Source organism: Mesorhizobium sp. C120A, assembly GCF_030323105.1.
Taxonomy (GTDB): Bacteria; Pseudomonadota; Alphaproteobacteria; order Rhizobiales; family Rhizobiaceae; genus Mesorhizobium.
Window position 1 is genome coordinate 1,047,815 of the sequence record NZ_CP100476.1, and the last position, 17,290, is coordinate 1,065,104.

The window sequence follows — 17,290 nt, forward strand, 5'->3', positions numbered from 1 at the left end:
GATTTGTTGAACACGTACAGATGATGGGGTGCGTTGCAGCAAAAAACAAGATGCCGGTTTGAAATAGCTGGCGAGCCGCCTTTTGCGCCGGGTTGCGAAGAGCCGCGCGGGCGGGCAAAATCCATGCAAGGTGGATTGTCAGGACTCGGGAGGATGGCCATGGAGGCAGCCGAGAAGGCCGCGCGCATCGTGCGAACGGTGATCGAAACGCTGAAGCCGGGTTTTGCGGTCAAGCTGTGGACCGGCGAGCGGATCGGTCCCGCCACCGGGCCCGTGCTCACCATCAACGACCAGGACATCGTCTGGCAGGTGGTGAAGCGGCCATCGTTGTCGACGCTGATCGAGATGTGGATTTCCAAGACGATAGACATCGAAGACGGGACGATTTTCGATTTTTATGCACTGCCGTCGCAAGGCAAGCTCAGGACCAAGCTCAAGTCGCTGCCGAAGCTGGCGATCCTGCGCGACTTGCCGGCGGTGCTCCTGTCACGCAAGCAGATGAGTGCACGCACCGATCTGTCGGGTCGCAACCCCTATGTCAGCGGGTCGAGCCAGGAGGCGATCCAGCATCACTACGACATTTCGAATGCCTTTTACCGGCTCTTCCTCGACGAGCGCATGGTCTACAGCTGCGGCTACTTTAAGGATTTCGCCGATGGCATCGACCAGGCGCAGGCCGACAAGCTCGACCATATCTGCCGCAAGCTCAGGCTGAAGCCGGGCGAAAAGCTGCTGGACATCGGCTGCGGCTGGGGTGCCATGCTGATCCATGCGGCCAAAAATTACGGCGTCGTCGGCCATGGCGTGTCGCTGTCGCAGGCGCAGACCGATCTCGCCCGCGAGCGCATCCGCGCCGAAGGGCTGCAGGACCGCATCACCATCGAAATCAAATCCTATACGGAGCTCAAAGGCTCCTTCGACAAGATATCGTCGATCGGCATGTTCGAGCATCTCGGCCTCGCCAACCACGCCACCTATTTCAAGACCATCCATCGCTTGCTGAAGCCCGGCGGCATCTATCTGCACCACGCCATCACCAGGCGCAGCAAGGGCGACTTGAAGAAAACCTTGCGCAAGGGGCCGGAGTTCAAGGCGCTGCTCAAATACATTTTCCCAGGCGGCGAACTCGACACGATCGGCATGACGCTGGGCAATCTGGAGGCGCATGGCTTCCTGGTCTACGACGTCGAGAATCTGCGCGAGCACTATGCGCGCACCTGCCGGCTGTGGGCCGAGCGGCTACAGGCTCGCTTCGACGAGGCGGTCGCCGAAGTCGGCGAGGCCAAGGCACGGCTGTGGCTGCTTTATCTCACCGGCTGCTCGATCACCTTCGAGCGCGCCTCGGCGCAGATTTTTCAGACCGTCGTCACCAAACGCGCACGCGGGCCGAGCGGGCTGCCGCCGACACGGGCGGATCTGTATCGGTAGGGATAGGATTCGGGGCCGAACCCCACGCTTTCCAAGGTCTGCGATTCGCTGCCTCGCGGTAGAGGCCTACACGAACCGCATCGGCGCGCCGATCTCGACACGGGCAGGCCTGTCCACAGTGCAATAGACGCCAAGATTATGGGCGTTGTGGCGGACCAGATTGCGCAGGATGCCGGGATCGTGGTCAAAGCCGTCCTGGCTGATGATGGTGAAGCCGCAGCGGCGGCACGGCTCCGAGACGGTCACCAGCAGGTCGCCGATGGCAAGCTTGCGGCCAATCCATTCGGTCTCGGGAAACGAGCCTTCGACCGCCGCCATGTCGACGACGATGTTGGGGCGGAAGCGGCGCGGATCGGGAATGCCTTCGGGGTGCAGCGCCTTGAGCCGGGCCAGCGATGCGGTGGTCAAGAGATGGATCGGCGCTTTGCGGTAGCGCGCCGCGGTCAGCGGGCCGGTGTAGCCGGGAGCGTTGTCCTGGCTGAACGGCCGGATCGAGGCGGCGAAGCCGAGATAGGTCGAGACGGCGCTGTCGCATTCAGCGCCCGGCGCTACCAGCCAGTCGCCGTCGGGAACGGCGATCTCCAGCTTGCGGTCCTTGCTCAGCCGGGTGCGGATGCGCGGCACCTTGTGCCACTTGGCGTCGCGGTCGGGCCGCGCGATCTCATTGTCCGAGACATCGACAAGGCCGAACAGCCGGTCGCCGTCGATGGTTTCAAGGCCGACCGAAATGGCGTCCTGGCGTTCGCCGGCAAGCGAACTAGCGGGGTAACGCCAGAGCTCCGTGACTGCGCCCAGTGCAGCCATCAAATCCCCTCAGCCCTTCTTGTTCTGGCGGTTGGCGATCAGATCATCGACCACGGCCGGATCGGCCAGTGTCGAGGTATCGCCGAGCGCGGAAAAATCGTCCTCGGCGATCTTGCGCAGGATACGGCGCATGATCTTGCCGGAGCGGGTTTTCGGCAGTCCGGGCGCGAACTGCAGCTTGTCGGGCGAGGCGATTGCGCCGATCTCCTTGCGGACATGGGCGACAAGCTCCTTGCGCAGTTCCTCGCTCGGCTCCACGCCTTTCATCAAGGTAACGTAGCTGTAGATGCCCTGGCCCTTGATGTCGTGGGGATAGCCGACGACAGCTGCTTCCGACACCTTCTCATGGCTGACGAGCGCCGATTCGACCTCGGCCGTTCCCATGCGGTGGCCGGAAACGTTGATGACGTCGTCGACGCGGCCAGTGATCCAGTAATAGCCATCGGCGTCGCGGCGACAGCCGTCACCGGTGAAGTATTTGCCCTTGTAGGTGGAGAAATAGGTCTGCACGAAGCGGTCATGATCGCCATAGACGGTGCGCATCTGGCCGGGCCAGGAATCGGCGATGCAGAGATTGCCGTCGGCCGCCCCTTCCAGCACCCTACCTTCGCCGTCGACCAGCTGCGGCCTGATGCCGAAGAAGGGCCGCGTCGCCGAACCAGCCTTGAGGTCGGTGGCGCCGGGCAGCGGCGTGATCAGGATGCCGCCGGTCTCGGTCTGCCACCATGTGTCGACGATCGGCACCTTGCCGTTGCCGACGATGTTGAAATACCACTCCCAGGCTTCCGGATTGATCGGTTCGCCGACTGAGCCCAGCACGCGCAGCGACTTGCGCGAGGTCTTCTTCACCGGTTCGTCGCCGGCGCCCATCAGCGCGCGCAGTGCCGTCGGCGCAGTGTAGAAGATGTTGACCTTGTGCTTGTCGATGACTTCCCAGAAGCGCGACTGCGAGGGGTAATTCGGCACGCCCTCGAACATCAGCGTGGTGGCGCCGTTGGCGAGCGGGCCATAGACGATGTAGCTGTGGCCGGTGACCCAACCGACATCGGCGGTGCACCAGTAGATATCACCATCATGGTAGTCGAAGACATATTGGTGGGTCATCGAGACATAGACGAGATAGCCGGCGGTGGTGTGCAGCACGCCCTTCGGCTTGCCGGTCGAGCCTGAGGTATAGAGGATGAACAGCGGATCCTCGGCCTTCATCTTCTCCGGCTTGCAGTCGCCTTTCACCGTGGCGATCTCGTCATGGTACCAGATGTCGCGTCCCTGAACCCAGCCGGTCTTGCCGCCGGTGCGGCGCACGACGACCACCTTATCGACCTTGGTGCCGGCCTTGGCGGCGATTTCGATCGCTCTGTCGGTGTTTTCCTTCAGCGGGATCGGCTTGCCGCCGCGCAGGCCCTCGTCGGCCGTGATGACGAAGGTCGACTTGCAGTCATCGATGCGGCCGGCCAGCGCGTCCGGTGAAAAGCCGCCGAAGACGATCGAGTGGATGGCGCCGATGCGGGTGCAAGCCAGCATCGCGTAGGCCGCTTCCGGGATCATCGGCATGTAGATGGTGACGCGGTCGCCCTTCCTGACGCCGTGCTTCTTCATCACATTGGCGAGCCGGCAGACATGCTCGTAGAGCTCGTTATAGGTGATCTTCTTGTCGTCGTAGGGATTGTCGCCTTCCCAGATGATGGCTGTCTGGTTGCCGCGCTTCTTCAAATGGCGGTCGATGCAGTTGTAGGAGACGTTGGTTTCGCCGTCCTCAAACCATTTGATCGAGACCTTGCCCTCGAAGGAGGTGTTCTTGACCTTGCTGAACGGCTTGAACCAGTCGATGCGCTTGCCGTGCTTGCCCCAGAACTTGTCCGGATTCTTCACGCTGTCGGCATACCATTTGAGGTAGGTGTCGTTGTCGATCAGCGCATTCTTCTTCCACGCCGGCTGGACGCGGTGGATCTTCACCTCGGACATGTCTTCACTTTCCTCCCAAACCACCCCGCCGGCTTGACCTCAGCCAGGATCACGGCGACGCAGCCGCGAATTCGGCGGCATTATTAACAGTTCCGCGCTGACGGCAACATTAGACGTTGGATTCGCGTGGCGGGATGCCGCAGCTCCCGTTTCGGTTGCATCAGCACTCGGCAGCGGTCGCTGCTAACTGCATGTTTTCGTGCATAAAACCCGACTGGGATCAGGAAAATCATAGACAGTTAAGGAACGGCGCGCACAATTCGGTGTTGGGAGGAATGGAGAATCAACTAGGCCAAGGGGCTGTCATGCGCGATCATTCCGAAATGGACCTGATGCTCAAGGGGTATGGCCTGACCACGGCCAAGATTCTGTACCATTTTCCCGACCACCCGCATCTGCTGCAGAGCTTCATCTGGCAGGATTACGATCTGGCGCCGAAGTTTCCGGTGCTGATCAAGTTCATCGAGTTCTGGAAGGCCAGGCTCGACGGGCCGCTGCATTCGATCAGCTACACGCACCAGAAGCTGATCGCGCCGAACGAATGGCGGAAGGTGGATGGGGAGTTCGTGCTGCACTGAGCGGCAGTATAGCTGATCTCCCCCGCAAGGGGGGAGATTGGCAGCTTCAACGTCGTGTGATCACACCGCAGGCGGGTTCAGCCGGGCGAAACCTTCCTGGCGGAGATAGGGGAAGTACGGGTAGGGCGCGGTCACTTCGCTTGCCATGTCGAGCTTTTTGACCTGCTCCGGCGTCAACGCCCAGCCGACGGCGCCGAGGTTCTGGCGCAGCTGTTCCTCGTTGCGGGCGCCGATGATGACGGAGGACACGGTCGGGCGCCGCAACAGCCAGTTGATGGCGATCTGCGGCACGGTCTTGCCGGTCTCTTCAGCCATCGCATCAAGCGCATCCATGACCCGGTAGAGATGTTCGTCCGCGACCGGCGGGCCGAAATCGGCGGTGTCGTGCAGCCGGCTCTTTTCCGGCAGGGGCTGGCCGCGGCGGATCTCGCCGGTCAGGCGGCCCCAGCCGAGCGGGCTCCACACCAGCGCGCCGATGCCCTGGTCGATACCGAGCGGCATCAGCTCCCATTCATAGTCGCGACCGACCAGCGAGTAGTAGACCTGATGCGCGGCGTAGCGCGGGTAGCCATGCTTGTCGGCTTCCGCCAGCGATTTCATCACCTGCCAGCCGGAGAAGTTGGAGACGCCGACATAGCGCAGCTTGCCGGCGCGCACGAGGTCGTCCAGCGTCGACAACACCTCCTCGATCGGCGTGCCGGCATCGAAGGCGTGCAGCTGCAACAGGTCGATGTAATCGGTGCCCATGCGCTTCAGGGCGGCGTCGACGGCTTTGATCAGCCGCGAGCGCGACGAGCCGTAGTCGGCCGGTCTGTCGCCCATCGGCAGCGAAGTCTTGGTCGAGATCAGCACCGCGTCGCGGCGGCCTTTGATGGCTTCGCCAAGCACTTCCTCGGAGGCGCCGTTCGAATAAACATCGGCGGTGTCGAACAGATTGACGCCGGCCTCGAGGCAGATGTCGATCAGCCGCCGCGCTTCCTTGGCATCGCTGTTGCCCCAGGCCCCGAACAGCGGCCCGGAGCCGCCGAAAGTGCCGGCGCCGAAAGAGAGTGCGGGCACTTTCAGGCCCGATGCGCCGAGACGTCGATAATCCATTTTATGCTCCTTGATGATGTCGAAGAAGGATTGCGCGTGATGCTCATGACTGGGCGCAGACCGGCGCCCCGATTGTGGGGGCGCGATCGAGGCGCAGCGCCAGGGCAGCGACGCCAAGAGCCGCGACCGGCAGCAAAGCGGCGATCCAGGTTAGTGAGCCGAGGCCGAGGCCATGGGCAATCACCGCGCCGCCAAGCCAAGCGCCGGCGGCATTGCCGAGGTTGAAGGCGGCGATGTTGAAGGACGAGGCGAGGCTCTGGCCCGCGCCTTGCGCCTTTTCCAGCACCCACATCTGCAGCGGCGCCACGGTGGCGAAGGCGGCGGCACCAAGCAGGCCGACATAGATGACGGCCAGGATTTGGCTGTGGACGGCGAAGGTCATTGTGGCCAGCACCAACGCCAGCACCACGAGGCTGCCGAGCACCGCCGGCACCAACCAGCGGTCGGCGACCTTGCCGCCAAGCAGATTGCCGGCGATAAGACCGCCGCCGAAGACGAGCAGGATCGGCGACACGGCGGCTTCCCTGAAGCCGGTGATCTCGGTGAGCAGCGGGGCGATGTAGGTGAAGACGGCGAAGACGCCGGCGTAGCCGAGCACGGTGGTGGCGAGGCCGAGCAGCACCGGCGTGCGGCGCAGCACGGCGAGATCGGCGCGCAGGTTGGTCTTCTCGGGCGCCGTCTGGCTGCGTGGTACCAGAAGCAGGATCACTGCGAAGGCAGCGAGACCGACCAGAGCTACCGCCCAGAAGGTGGCGCGCCAGCCGAAGGTCTGGCCGAGCCAGGTGCCGAAGGGCACGCCGAGGATGTTGGCGATGGTCAGGCCGGTGAACATCAGCGCGATCGCCGAGGCTTTCTTGTTGGGTGCGACCAGGCCGGTGGCAACCACCGAGCCGACGCCAAAGAAAGTGCCATGGGCAAGGGCGGTGATGATGCGGGCGCCCATCAGCGTCCAGTAGTCGGGGGCGATCGCACAGGCGAGGTTGCCGAGCGTGAAGATCGCCATAAGGGCCAGAAGGACGGTCTTGCGGGGCCAGTTGCCGGTGGCGATGGTCAAAAGCGGCGCGCCGATGACGACGCCCAACGCGTAGCCCGAAATCAACTGGCCGGCGGCCGAGATCGAGACTCCGAGATCTTTGCTGACATCGATCAGCAGCCCCATGATGACGAATTCGGTGACACCGATGCCGAAGGCGCCGGCAGCGAGGGCGTAGAGAGCAAGAGGCATGGCGGTTTCCAGTTCGAACTCGAATGAGCGCGCTGTCCAGACCCGCGCCCCGACCGCAGAGATCGTGTTGCCATGCCTTGTGAACCAGACTTGCTTTGGGCATATTTCCTGTGAAATAGATTCACAAATGGCCAGACCCGATATCAACCGTTCCGGCGAGATCGAAGTGTTCGTCCGCGTCGTCGAGGCGAGCAGCTTCTCGGCTGCGGCTCGTTCGCTGCGTATGACACCGTCGGCGGTGAGCAAGCTGATCGCGCGACTGGAGGCAAGGCTCGGCGCGCGGCTGGTCACCCGCTCCACGCGCAAGCTGCAGCTGACGCCGGAAGGGACGGCGTTCTATGACAGCGGGGTGCGCATCCTGGCCGATATGGCGGCGGCCGAGCGCGAGGCGGCCGTGGGTGCCGCGCCGCGCGGACGGCTGCGCGTCAACTCCTATGTGCCCTTCGGGGTGCATCGGCTGATCCCGCTGCTGCCTGAGTTCCTCGAACGCTATCCCGAGATTTCGGTCGATCTGGTGCTTACCGACAGCGTCATCGATCTGATGGCTGAACGTGCCGACGTCGCCATCCGCGCCGGGCCGCTCGGCGAGTCGCGGCTGGTGGCGCGCAAGCTCGGGCAAACCCGGATGACAGTCGTTGCCGCACCGTCCTATCTCAAGACACATGGCACACCGCTGACTCCAGCCGATCTCAGCCGGCACAATCGCATGGCTTTCGGCTTTGTCCGGCATGTCGATGGCTGGCAGTTTGTCGACGCAGCTGACAATGCCATCACGGTTCCCATCGTGGGAAACACGCTGGTCGGCGATGGCGAGTCGATGCGGTTGATGGCGGTCGGCGGCGCCGGCATCGCCCGGCTGGCACACTGGCATGTGGCCGATGACATCGCGGCGGGGCGGCTGACGGCGCTGCTGGAGGATTTCAATCCGGGCGACGAGGAGCCTACCCACGCCGTCTATGTCGGCCAGGGCCGGCATTTGCCCGCACGGGTGCGGGCGTTTCTCGACTTTCTGGTCGAGAGCGTGCGGATGAGCTGAAAAGACGTTGGGGAGCCAGATGACCCCCAAGCATCAGGCGACAGCGATGACTATTTCTTCGGGGTGAACGGCGCCGGGCGGCGACCGGCGCCCTGACGCTCCAGCATCCAGCCGGGATATTCGGCCGGCAGCGCACTGACCTCATCCAGTCTGGCGAGATCGTCGGCGTCGAGCTTCACCTCGGCCGCGGCAAGGTTCTGCTCGAGCTGCTCCATGCGGCTGGCGCCGATGATGACGCTCATGACGAAAGGTTTGGCCAGGACATAGCCGAGCGCCACCGTGGCGACGCTGACGCCGTGCTTCTGGGCGATCTCGCGCATCACGGCGACAGCCGCCCAGGCTCGGTCCTCATCGACCGGCGGGAAGTTGAAGGTGGCGCGGCGGCCTTCGCCATTGCCGGGCGCGCCGGGACCGTATTTGCCCGACAGCAGGCCGCCGGCCATCGGCGACCACACCATCAGGCCGAGCTTTTCCTCGTTGATGAGCGGCACGATCTCGCGTTCGAGGTCGCGACCGGCGATCGAATAGTAGGACTGGATGGTCTCGAAGCGGGAAAAGCCCTTGCGCTCGGTAATGCCCAGAGCCTTGGCGATACGCCAAGCCTGCCAGTTGGAGACGCCGACATAGCGGACCTTGCCGCTGGCGACGAGGTCGTCGAGCGCCCGCAGCGTCTCGTCGATCGGCGTCACCGTGTCGGTGCCGTGCAACTGGTAGAGATCAATATGGTCGAGCTGCAGCCGCTCCAGGCTGCCTTCGACCGAATCCATGATGTGGCCGCGCGAAGAGCCGCGCTCGTTCGGGCCCTGGCCCATGGCGCCATGCACCTTGGTGGCGATGACGACGTCCGAGCGCTTCACGCCGAGATCCCTGAGCGACTGGCCGAGCAGGCGTTCGGACTGGCCGAAGGAATAAACGTCGGCCGTGTCGAAGAAATTGACGCCGGCGGAGATGGAACGGCTGACGATGTCGTTGACGCCCTTCTGGTCGAGGCTGGCGATCAGGCCCCATTGGGCATTCTCGCCGGCGGCGCCGAAGGTCATGGTGCCGAGGCAGAGTTCGGAGACAAACATCCCCGTATTTCCGAGTTGATTGTAGCGCATGGTGGCTCCAGCAGATTGGTGATGACGCCAAGCAAATAGGAACGGCGCGTTTCGTTTCCAGTCGTGGCGCAATGATGGGCCGGCTCTGGCTCAACCTGCGGCCGACCCCAACACCGAATCAACACAGGCGGGTCAGGCTTCCCAAGGGTTGAACATTGTGACGCGAGTATCGTCGAAATCGGCGACGTTGCGTGTGACCAGTATGAGGTCGTGGAAGAGCGCCGTCGCGGCTATAAGCCCATCTGCGTCGCCGCGCGTGCGGATCGCGGAGATGCGACCCCATTGGGCAGCGATGCTCTCGTCTATGCCGAGAATTCGGTTTTCGTAGCTGTGGCGCAGACCGTGGAACCACGCTGCTAAATGGTTTGCAGTGTCGGGGTCGTTTCGCCGCTTCATTTCGATTCCGCGTGCGATTTCACCGAGCGTGATGACGCTTAGAAACAGAGACTGGCGCTCTTGCTTGATTATCCAATCCGCCACTGGCCCCTCTCGCTTTCGCGCACCCGACACGACGTTCGTGTCCAGAAGAAACATCAGAGGTCCACGTCTCTGCCGGGCCCCTTGGAGCGGCGATTGACCTCTTCGACGAAGTCGTCGTCCCACTCGGGACCGGAAAGAAGGTATTCCGCAAGTGAGGGCTTAGAGCCGACGAGCCTTTCGTATTCTTCAGCGGCCAACACGACAGCAGCGGGCTTTCCACGCAAGGTGATGGTCTGCGGGCCCTTTTCACGAGCCTGCTGAACCAGCTTCGAGAGATTGTTTTTTGCGTCCTGCAGATGCCAGTTCATGGAAGTATACCTAGCTAGCTTGGCTAGATATAGCATTGCTGCAGCGATGCAGCAACAAATGCTACTGTTAGGGCCGCGAGATCACCGAGGTTATCGGCCGCCAAAAATCGCCGAGCCGACGCGGACGCTGGTGGCGCCGAAGGCTATGGCGGTCTCGAAGTCGCCGGACATGCCCATCGACAGTTTTGCGACCCCGGCCTCTTTGCCGAGCTTTTCCAGCAAGGCGAAATACGGGCCGGGGTTTTCGTCGGCCGGCGGGATGCACATCAGGCCTTCGATGGCGAGGCCATGGACATCGCGGCAGCGGGCGACGAAGGCGACGGCGTCGCGCGGCTCGATGCCGGCCTTTTGCGGCTCCGAACCGGTATTGACCTGGACATAAAGCTTTGGTGCGCGGCCCTGGCGCACGATCTCCTTGGCGAGCTCGGCGGCGATCTTCTCGCGGTCGACCGTCTCGATGACGTCGGCGAGCGCAACGGCTTCCTTCGCCTTGTTCGACTGCAGCGGGCCGATGAGATGAAGCTCGATGTCGGGGAATTCGGCTTTCAAGGCCGGCCATTTGCCTTGCGCTTCTTGGACGCGGTTTTCGCCGAAGACGCGCTGGCCAGCCTCGATGACCGGGCGGATGACGTCGGCCTCAAAAGTCTTCGACACCGCAACCAGCGTCACCGAACCGGCGTCGCGGCCGGCCTCGCGCTCGGCGGCAGCGATCCTCGTCTTGACGGCGAAAAACTGTTCGACGGCGCTGGCCATGTCCATATCCTGCCTGTCTTTAATCGTCTTGGCCGGCTCGCCGCAGTTGACGGGTCCGGCAATCCATGGTGAACACCGCGACGACATTTACCTTGGCCACCGGGCCTTGTCCGGCGGTCTGCGCCTGCTTTTAAGTGAAAATCATCCGATGGCAACCGAACGATACAATCCGCGCGCGTCAGAGCCCAAATGGCAGAAGGCCTGGGCCGAAAAGAAGCTGTTCGAAGCGCATAACAACGATCCAAAGCCGAAATACTACGTGCTGGAGATGTTCCCCTATCCCTCGGGGAAGATCCACATCGGCCACACCCGCAACTACACGATGGGTGATGTGGTGGCGCGCTACAAGCGGGCCAAGGGCTTCAACGTGCTGCACCCGATGGGCTGGGACGCTTTCGGCATGCCGGCTGAAAACGCGGCGATGCAGAACAAGGTCCATCCCAAGGAATGGACCTACGCCAACATCGCCGCCATGCGCGAGCAGCTCAAGATGATGGGCCTGTCGCTGGACTGGGCGCGTGAGTTCGCCACCTGCGACGTCGACTATTACCACCGCCAGCAGATGCTGTTCCTCGATTTCGTCGAAAAGGGGCTGGTGACGCGCAAATCCTCCAAGGTCAACTGGGACCCGGAGGACATGACGGTGCTCGCCAACGAGCAGGTCATCGACGGCCGTGGCTGGCGCTCGGGCGCGCTGGTCGAACAGCGCGAGCTGACGCAGTGGTTCTTCAAGATCACCGACTACGCGCAGGACCTGCTGGACTCGCTGAATGGTCTCGGCGAGTGGCCGGAAAAGGTCAAGCTGATGCAGCAGAACTGGATCGGCCGCTCGGAAGGGCTGCTGATCCGCTGGCCGCTGGCCGCTCCGGTTGGCGATGCGAAGGAACTGGAGGTCTACACGACCAGGCCCGACACCATTTTCGGCGCGTCGTTCATGGCGGTTGCCGCCGACCATCCGCTGGCCAGGAAGGCCGCCGAGACCAATCTCGATCTGGCCAAGTTCATCGACGAAATCAGGCATATGGGCACGTCGGTGGCCGCACTGGAGACGGCCGAGAAGAAAGGTTTCGACACCGGCATCCGCGTCGTGCATCCGTTCGACGACTCGTGGACCCTGCCGGTCTACGTCGCGAATTTCGTTTTGATGGAATACGGCACCGGCGCCATATTCGGCTGCCCGTCGGGCGACCAGCGCGACCTCGATTTCGCCAACAGATACGGCCTGCCGGTGATCCCGGTGGTGATGCCGGAAGATGCCGACGCCAAGACCTTCCATGTCACGGAAGAGGCCTATGTCGATGACGGCGTGATGATCAATTCGCGTTTCCTCGACGGCCTGAAGCCGGAGCAGGCGTTCGACGAGGTGGCAAAGCTCCTGGAGCAGAAGACCATAGGCGGGCGGCCAATGGCGGAGCGCAAGGTGAACTTCCGCTTGCGCGACTGGGGCATTTCGCGTCAGCGCTACTGGGGCTGCCCGATCCCGATGATCCATTGCGAGGATTGCGGCGTCGTGCCGGTGCCGAAGGCCGACCTGCCGGTCAAGCTGCCCGACGACATCGAGTTCGACCGTCCCGGCAATCCGCTCGACCGCCACCCGACCTGGCGGCATGTGAAGTGCCCGCAATGCGGCAAGGATGCGCGCCGCGAGACCGACACGATGGACACGTTCGTCGATTCGTCCTGGTATTTCGCGCGCTTCACCGCGCCCTGGGCCAATGAGCCGACGGAGCCCAAGGCTGCCGATGACTGGCTGGCCGTCGACCAGTATATTGGCGGCATCGAGCACGCGATCCTCCATCTGCTCTATTCGCGCTTCTTCACCCGCGCCATGCGTGCGACCGGGCATCTCGACCTGGCCGAGCCATTCAAGGGCCTGTTCACGCAAGGCATGGTGGTGCATGAGACCTACCGCGTCGGCGGTGCGTCGAACCGCTGGCTGTCGCCGGCTGAGGTCAGGATCGAGGATGTCGGCGGCAAGCGCCGCGCCATCGAGATCGCCACCGGCGAAGAGGCGGCGATCGGCTCACTCGAAAAGATGTCGAAGTCGAAGAAGAATACGGTAAGCCCGGAAGACATCACCGACGGCTACGGCGCCGACACCGCACGCTGGTTCATGCTGTCGGATTCGCCGCCCGAGCGCGACGTCGAGTGGACGGACGATGGCGCCGCCGGCGCGCACCGTTTCATCCAGCGTGTCTGGCGCCTGGTGTCGATCGCCGCCGAGACGCTCGATGGCGTCAAGCCACAGGCGGCGCAGGATGGCGAGGCCGGTGCCGTTTCCAAGGCCGCACACAAGATCCTGAAAGCGATCGGCGAGGATATCGAGAAGCTCGGCTTCAACCGGGCCATCGCCCGCATCTACGAACTTGCCAATGCCTTGACCGCGCCGCTCAACGACGTTGCCGAGGGCAAGGCCGATGCGGCGCTGAAAGGCGCCTGCCGCGAGGCGGTGGAGATCCTTGTGCATGTGGTCGCGCCGGTCATGCCGCATCTGGCCGAAGAGTGCTGGCACACGCTCGGCGGCACCGATCTGGTCGCCGAACGGCCATGGCCGGTCTACGACCCGGCGCTGGTGGTCGACAACGAGATCGTGCTGCCGGTTCAGGTCAACGGCAAGAAGCGCGGCGATTTGACAATTGCCCGCGACGCGGACCAAGGTGCGGTCGAAAAAGCGGTTCTGGCTCTCGACTTCGTGCAGAAAGCGCTGGAAGGTAAGGCGCCCCGCAAGGTGATCATCGTGCCGCAGAGGATCGTCAATGTCGTTGCCTGATTTCAAAAAGACGGGGCTTGACTTCGGAAAGACGACGCATGTGCTGCGCCGCACCGCGCTCTGCGGGCTGGTGGCCTCGATGACGCTGGTTTCGGCCTGCACGGTCAGGCCGCTCTATTCGAGCGCGCCGCTGACGGCAGGCTCGACTGTCAGCGCGTCGGCGGAGCTCGCCTCGATCGCGGTCAAGCCGGTCAAGACCCGCTATGCCCAGCAGGTCCGCAACAATCTGATCTTCGCCTTCGGCCAGGGTGCCGGCGAGACGACGGCACCGGTCTACATGCTCGATCTCGGTGTCACCGAACTGGTCGAATCGGCCGCGGTGGTGCAGATTCAGACCGACGAAGACGAGCCGACGGCAGGCACGGTAACGCTGACCGCAAACTATGTGCTGACCGATGCCAGGACCGGCGTGGTGATCGCCACCGGCAAGCGGTCGATCCCATCATCTTTCGACAAGCCGACGCAGGAGTTCGCCTCCTACCGGGCGCAGCTCGACGCCGAGAACCGCGCCGCACGCGAACTGGCTGAAATGGTGAGCCTGTCGGTCGCCCAGGATTTGGTCAGGCACGGCAAGAAGGCCTGAGCGTTTCCTAGCCTTGCCAACTCGACTTTAGCAGTCCGCAATAAAAAGGCCGGTTTCCCGGCCTTTTTGTATCGAACCCGATCTCAGCCGATCTTCTGGCCGGTCTTGGCCCAGTCGGCAGCGAACTGATCCAGGCCCTTGTCGGTCAACGGGTGCTTGACCAGCGCCTTCAGCGTCGCGGCCGGCGCGGTAACGACATCGGCGCCGATCAGGGCTGCCTGCTTGACGTGGTTCACGGTGCGAACCGAAGCGACGAGGATCTCGGTGTCGAAATCGTAATTGTCGTAGATCTGCCGGATCTCCTGGATCAGTTCCATGCCGTCCGCGCCGGTATCGTCGACGCGGCCGACGAAGGGCGAGATGAACGAGGCGCCGGCCTTGGCCGCCAGCAGCGCCTGGTTGGCCGAGAAGCACAGCGTTACATTGACCATGCGGTTCATCTCGGTGCGGATCGTCTTGCAGGCGCGCAGGCCGTCGAGCGTCAGCGGCACCTTGATGCAGACATTGTCGGCGATCTTGGCCAGGATGTTGGCCTCGGCCATCATGTCCTTGTATTCGACCGCAACAACCTCGGCCGAAACCGGGCCCTTGACGATGTCGCAGATCTGCTTGGTGACCTCGGCGATCTTGCCGCCGGATTTCAGGATCAGCGAGGGATTGGTGGTCACGCCGTCGAGCAGCCCCAGGTCGTTCAGTTCCTTGATGTCCTTGATGTCAGCGGTGTCGACAAAAAATTTCATGGGGGTCTCCTGAAAGATTTCCATGTGCATGCCATGCACATTCGGGGTTGCCCTTTGATCTAGACCAAAGTCGGGGCAAGGTCACGCCCGATGATCGAAGATTCGCCCTTTGTCGCAGCCGCGCCGGTGCTGGTGCCGATGCCGGCCGAACGGCCCTACACCTACGCTGTGCCTGCCGGCGTGCGCGTGGTGCCGGGCTCGATCGTGCGCGTGCCGCTCGGTCCGCGCCAGGTTGCCGGCATCGTCTGGGATGGTGCGGTCGAGAATATCGACGCCAAAAAGCTGCGCCCGATCGAACAGGTCTTCGACTGCCCGCCGATCGACCGCGGCATGCGCCGCTTTGTCGACTGGCTGGCGCAGTACACGCTGTCGCCGCCCGGCATGGTGGCGCGCATGCTGTTGCGCGCGCCGGAGGCGTTCGATCCCGAACCATGGATCGAGGGCCTGCAGCGGACCCTCGTCATGCCCGACCGGATGACGGATGCCAGGACGCGCGTGCTGGAGACGGCGGAAGGGGGGCTCGCCTGGACGCGATCCGGCCTGGCGCACGCGGCGGGCGTGTCGTCGACGGTGGTCGAGGGGCTCAAGGCGCAAGGCGTGTTCGAGACGGTGATGATCCCGCCTCGACCGGTGGTCGCCGCGCCCGATCCCTCCTACGCCATGCCGGAGCTGATGCCGGACCAGGCAGACGCGGCCGCCATGCTGCGCGCCAATGTCGCGGCCGCTGCTTTCAACGTCACGCTGCTCGACGGCGTCACCGGCTCGGGCAAGACGGAAGTTTATTTCGAAGCGGTGGCGGCAGCCCTGGACCAGGGCAGGCAGGTGCTGATCCTGCTGCCGGAGATCGCGCTGACGCATGCCTTCCTCGAACGCTTCCAGCAGCGTTTCGGCGCCAAGCCGGCGGAATGGCATTCCGACCTGCCGCCCCGAATGCGCGAAAACGTCTGGCGACAGGTGGCGGAAGGCGGCGTGCGCGTCGTCGCCGGCGCACGCTCGGCGCTGTTCCTGCCGTTCCGCGAGCTCGGGCTGATCGTCGTCGACGAGGAGCACGACCCCGCCTACAAGCAGGAGGATCGCGTCTTCTACAATGCGCGCGACATGGCGGTGGTGCGCGGCCATATCAGCGGCTTCCCGGTGGTGCTGGCGTCGGCGACGCCATCGGTCGAAAGCCGGGTCAATGCGCAGCAGGGCCGCTACAGCAGGGCGGTGCTGTCGGCGCGCTTTGCCGAAGCCGCGCTTCCCGATCTCAAGACGATCGACCTGCGGCGCGCGCCGCCGGCCCGGGGCGGCTTTCTGTCGCCGCTGCTGATCGACCAGATGCAACGTACGCTGGAGAAGAAGGAGCAGTCGCTGCTGTTCCTCAACCGGCGCGGCTATGCGCCGCTGACGCTGTGCCGTGTCTGCGGCCACCGCTTCGGCTGCCCGGTTTGTTCGGCCTGGCTGGTCGAGCACCGCTTTCGCGGCCAACTCGTCTGCCATCATTGCGGGCACAATGAGAAGCGGCCGGAGGCTTGTCCGGAATGCGGCACGCTCGACCATCTGGTCGCCTGCGGGCCTGGCGTCGAGCGGATAGCTGAAGAAGTCGTGGCGCATTTCCCCGACGCGCGCACGATCGTCCTGTCGTCCGATTTGATGGGTGGAGTGCGCCGGCTGCGGCTGGAGCTCGAGGCCATTGCCAATGGCGAGGCCGACATCGTCATCGGCACGCAGCTGGTCGCCAAGGGCCATAACTTTCCCAACATGACGCTGGTCGGTGTCGTCGATGCCGATCTCGGCCTCGCCAATGGCGATCCGCGCGCCGCTGAGCGCACCTTCCAGTTGCTCAGCCAGGTGACCGGCCGCGCCGGCCGCACCGGCAAGAAGAGCCTCGGCCTGCTGCAGACTTTCCAGCCGGACCATCCGGTGATGCGGGCGATCGTCTCGGGCGATGCCGAGGCCTTTTACGAACGCGAGATCACTGAGCGCGAACGGGCAGCCCTGCCGCCCTTCGGCAGGCTTGCCGGCGTCATCGTCAGTGCGGTGACGCGGGCCGAGGCCGAAGGCCACGCGCGCGGCCTGCGCCGTGCAGCACCCCAGGCCAGCGACCTGTTCGTGCTCGGTCCGGCCGAGGCGCCGCTGTCGCTGCTCGGTGGGCGCCATCGTTTCCGTTTGCTGATCCAGGGTGAAAAGCGCGCCGACATCCAAGGCTTCATCCGCACCATGCTGGCCGAAGGGCCGAAGCAGCGCGGCTCGGTTCGCGTGCAGGTCGACATCGATCCGCAGAGCTTCTTGTAAGCACAAAGGCTGACGCCGCCGCCGGCCGCCCGTAAGCCGTTTGTCAAGAAAACTCAGCATCTTAGTGCCGGCTAAAATGCGCGCCGTTCATGTACCCGGCTCCCATCCGTTCGCTGACTAATCCTGATTTGAAAAGCCACAAAATAATGTT

General features: G+C 63.6%; 15 protein-coding genes. 6 read left to right on the plus strand and 9 right to left on the minus strand.

The genetic code is table 11. From position 1 onward, the window contains the following. Nucleotides 1-159: 159 nt before the first annotated feature. The gene (locus tag NL532_RS05165) at nucleotides 160-1,428 is read left to right on the plus strand and encodes a class I SAM-dependent methyltransferase (RefSeq protein ID WP_023726117.1); all 1,269 of its coding nucleotides are present in this window, start codon (nucleotides 160-162) and stop codon (nucleotides 1,426-1,428) included. Between the two features lie 66 nt (nucleotides 1,429-1,494). Here NL532_RS05165 and NL532_RS05170 read toward each other — a convergent pair whose 3' ends face one another. Together NL532_RS05170 and acs are read right to left on the minus strand one after the other, a co-directional pair. After that, a complete protein-coding gene (locus tag NL532_RS05170) occupies nucleotides 1,495-2,232 on the minus strand; it encodes an MOSC domain-containing protein (protein WP_023726118.1) in 738 nt (245 codons plus the stop codon). 9 nt (nucleotides 2,233-2,241) lie between these two features. Next, nucleotides 2,242-4,197, minus strand: coding sequence for an acetate--CoA ligase (gene acs / locus NL532_RS05175; RefSeq protein WP_023693191.1), 1,956 nt, complete (start codon nucleotides 4,195-4,197; stop codon nucleotides 2,242-2,244). Between the two features lie 305 nt (nucleotides 4,198-4,502). Between acs and NL532_RS05180 the strand changes: the two genes are divergently transcribed. Then, the gene (locus NL532_RS05180; protein ID WP_023668649.1) at nucleotides 4,503-4,775 is read left to right on the plus strand and encodes an usg protein; all 273 of its coding nucleotides are present in this window, start codon (nucleotides 4,503-4,505) and stop codon (nucleotides 4,773-4,775) included. Nucleotides 4,776-4,835: 60 nt separating this feature from the next. Here the strand turns inward: NL532_RS05180 and NL532_RS05185 are convergent, their stop codons facing one another. Both NL532_RS05185 and NL532_RS05190 read right to left on the minus strand, forming a co-directional pair. Next, nucleotides 4,836-5,870: an aldo/keto reductase gene (locus tag NL532_RS05185; protein WP_023736831.1), complete on the minus strand. Its 1,035-nt coding sequence runs from the start codon at nucleotides 5,868-5,870 to the stop codon at nucleotides 4,836-4,838. 43 nt (nucleotides 5,871-5,913) lie between these two features. After that, nucleotides 5,914-7,095, minus strand: a complete 1,182-nt coding sequence (locus tag NL532_RS05190) for an MFS transporter (RefSeq protein WP_023749346.1) — start codon at nucleotides 7,093-7,095, stop codon at nucleotides 5,914-5,916. Nucleotides 7,096-7,222: 127 nt separating this feature from the next. On the opposite strand from NL532_RS05190, the gene NL532_RS05195 reads away from it, so the two are divergent. Continuing rightward, nucleotides 7,223-8,131, plus strand: coding sequence for a LysR family transcriptional regulator (locus NL532_RS05195; RefSeq protein ID WP_023829321.1), 909 nt, complete (start codon nucleotides 7,223-7,225; stop codon nucleotides 8,129-8,131). A 50-nt stretch (nucleotides 8,132-8,181) separates the two neighbouring features. On the opposite strand, the gene NL532_RS05200 is transcribed toward NL532_RS05195, so the two are convergent. From NL532_RS05200 to NL532_RS05215, 4 genes are all read right to left on the minus strand, one after another. Further along, nucleotides 8,182-9,231: an aldo/keto reductase gene (locus NL532_RS05200; protein WP_286487925.1), complete on the minus strand. Its 1,050-nt coding sequence runs from the start codon at nucleotides 9,229-9,231 to the stop codon at nucleotides 8,182-8,184. 132 nt (nucleotides 9,232-9,363) lie between these two features. Further along, a complete protein-coding gene (locus tag NL532_RS05205; protein WP_023827099.1) occupies nucleotides 9,364-9,765 on the minus strand; it encodes a type II toxin-antitoxin system VapC family toxin in 402 nt (133 codons plus the stop codon). Further along, nucleotides 9,765-10,019 (minus strand): type II toxin-antitoxin system Phd/YefM family antitoxin, encoded by a 255-nt coding sequence (locus NL532_RS05210; protein WP_023684084.1) that lies wholly within the window; start codon nucleotides 10,017-10,019, stop codon nucleotides 9,765-9,767. Before NL532_RS05210 ends, NL532_RS05205 begins: the two co-directional genes overlap by 1 nt. Nucleotides 10,020-10,109: 90 nt before the next feature. Next, on the minus strand, nucleotides 10,110-10,772 hold the full coding sequence (locus NL532_RS05215) for a YggS family pyridoxal phosphate-dependent enzyme (RefSeq protein ID WP_023829320.1): 663 nt from the start codon (nucleotides 10,770-10,772) through the stop codon (nucleotides 10,110-10,112). A 148-nt stretch (nucleotides 10,773-10,920) separates the two neighbouring features. Between NL532_RS05215 and leuS the strand changes: the two genes are divergently transcribed. Together leuS and NL532_RS05225 are read left to right on the plus strand one after the other, a co-directional pair. Beyond that, a complete protein-coding gene (gene leuS, locus NL532_RS05220) occupies nucleotides 10,921-13,542 on the plus strand; it encodes a leucine--tRNA ligase (RefSeq protein ID WP_023829319.1) in 2,622 nt (873 codons plus the stop codon). Continuing rightward, nucleotides 13,529-14,125 (plus strand): LPS assembly lipoprotein LptE, encoded by a 597-nt coding sequence (locus NL532_RS05225; protein ID WP_023698237.1) that lies wholly within the window; start codon nucleotides 13,529-13,531, stop codon nucleotides 14,123-14,125. Before leuS ends, NL532_RS05225 begins: the two co-directional genes overlap by 14 nt. A gap of 83 nt (nucleotides 14,126-14,208) precedes the next feature. On the opposite strand, the gene fsa is transcribed toward NL532_RS05225, so the two are convergent. After that, complete coding sequence (gene fsa / locus NL532_RS05230; RefSeq protein ID WP_023688874.1) at nucleotides 14,209-14,865, minus strand: fructose-6-phosphate aldolase; 657 nt, start codon at nucleotides 14,863-14,865, stop codon at nucleotides 14,209-14,211. A gap of 90 nt (nucleotides 14,866-14,955) precedes the next feature. On the opposite strand from fsa, the gene NL532_RS05235 reads away from it, so the two are divergent. Then, nucleotides 14,956-17,139, plus strand: a complete 2,184-nt coding sequence (locus NL532_RS05235; RefSeq protein WP_023829318.1) for a primosomal protein N' — start codon at nucleotides 14,956-14,958, stop codon at nucleotides 17,137-17,139. Nucleotides 17,140-17,290: the final 151 nt, after the last annotated feature.

Excerpts from the sequence above, each read along its gene's own strand:
- NL532_RS05165 (WP_023726117.1), top strand. The coding sequence starts at position 160 with ATGGAGGCAGCCGAGAAGGCCGCGCGCATCGTGCGAACGGTGATCGAA.
- NL532_RS05205 (WP_023827099.1), bottom strand. The coding sequence starts at position 9,765 with ATGTTTCTTCTGGACACGAACGTCGTGTCGGGTGCGCGAAAGCGAGAG.
- leuS (WP_023829319.1), top strand. The coding sequence starts at position 10,921 with ATGGCAACCGAACGATACAATCCGCGCGCGTCAGAGCCCAAATGGCAG.
- NL532_RS05200 (WP_286487925.1), bottom strand. The coding sequence starts at position 9,231 with ATGCGCTACAATCAACTCGGAAATACGGGGATGTTTGTCTCCGAACTC.
- NL532_RS05170 (WP_023726118.1), bottom strand. The coding sequence starts at position 2,232 with ATGGCTGCACTGGGCGCAGTCACGGAGCTCTGGCGTTACCCCGCTAGT.
- NL532_RS05185 (WP_023736831.1), bottom strand. The coding sequence starts at position 5,870 with ATGGATTATCGACGTCTCGGCGCATCGGGCCTGAAAGTGCCCGCACTC.
- NL532_RS05215 (WP_023829320.1), bottom strand. The coding sequence starts at position 10,772 with ATGGCCAGCGCCGTCGAACAGTTTTTCGCCGTCAAGACGAGGATCGCT.
- NL532_RS05190 (WP_023749346.1), bottom strand. The coding sequence starts at position 7,095 with ATGCCTCTTGCTCTCTACGCCCTCGCTGCCGGCGCCTTCGGCATCGGT.
- acs (WP_023693191.1), bottom strand. The coding sequence starts at position 4,197 with ATGTCCGAGGTGAAGATCCACCGCGTCCAGCCGGCGTGGAAGAAGAAT.
- NL532_RS05235 (WP_023829318.1), top strand. The coding sequence starts at position 14,956 with ATGATCGAAGATTCGCCCTTTGTCGCAGCCGCGCCGGTGCTGGTGCCG.
- NL532_RS05195 (WP_023829321.1), top strand. The coding sequence starts at position 7,223 with ATGGCCAGACCCGATATCAACCGTTCCGGCGAGATCGAAGTGTTCGTC.
- NL532_RS05225 (WP_023698237.1), top strand. The coding sequence starts at position 13,529 with ATGTCGTTGCCTGATTTCAAAAAGACGGGGCTTGACTTCGGAAAGACG.
- fsa (WP_023688874.1), bottom strand. The coding sequence starts at position 14,865 with ATGAAATTTTTTGTCGACACCGCTGACATCAAGGACATCAAGGAACTG.
- NL532_RS05180 (WP_023668649.1), top strand. The coding sequence starts at position 4,503 with ATGCGCGATCATTCCGAAATGGACCTGATGCTCAAGGGGTATGGCCTG.
- NL532_RS05210 (WP_023684084.1), bottom strand. The coding sequence starts at position 10,019 with ATGAACTGGCATCTGCAGGACGCAAAAAACAATCTCTCGAAGCTGGTT.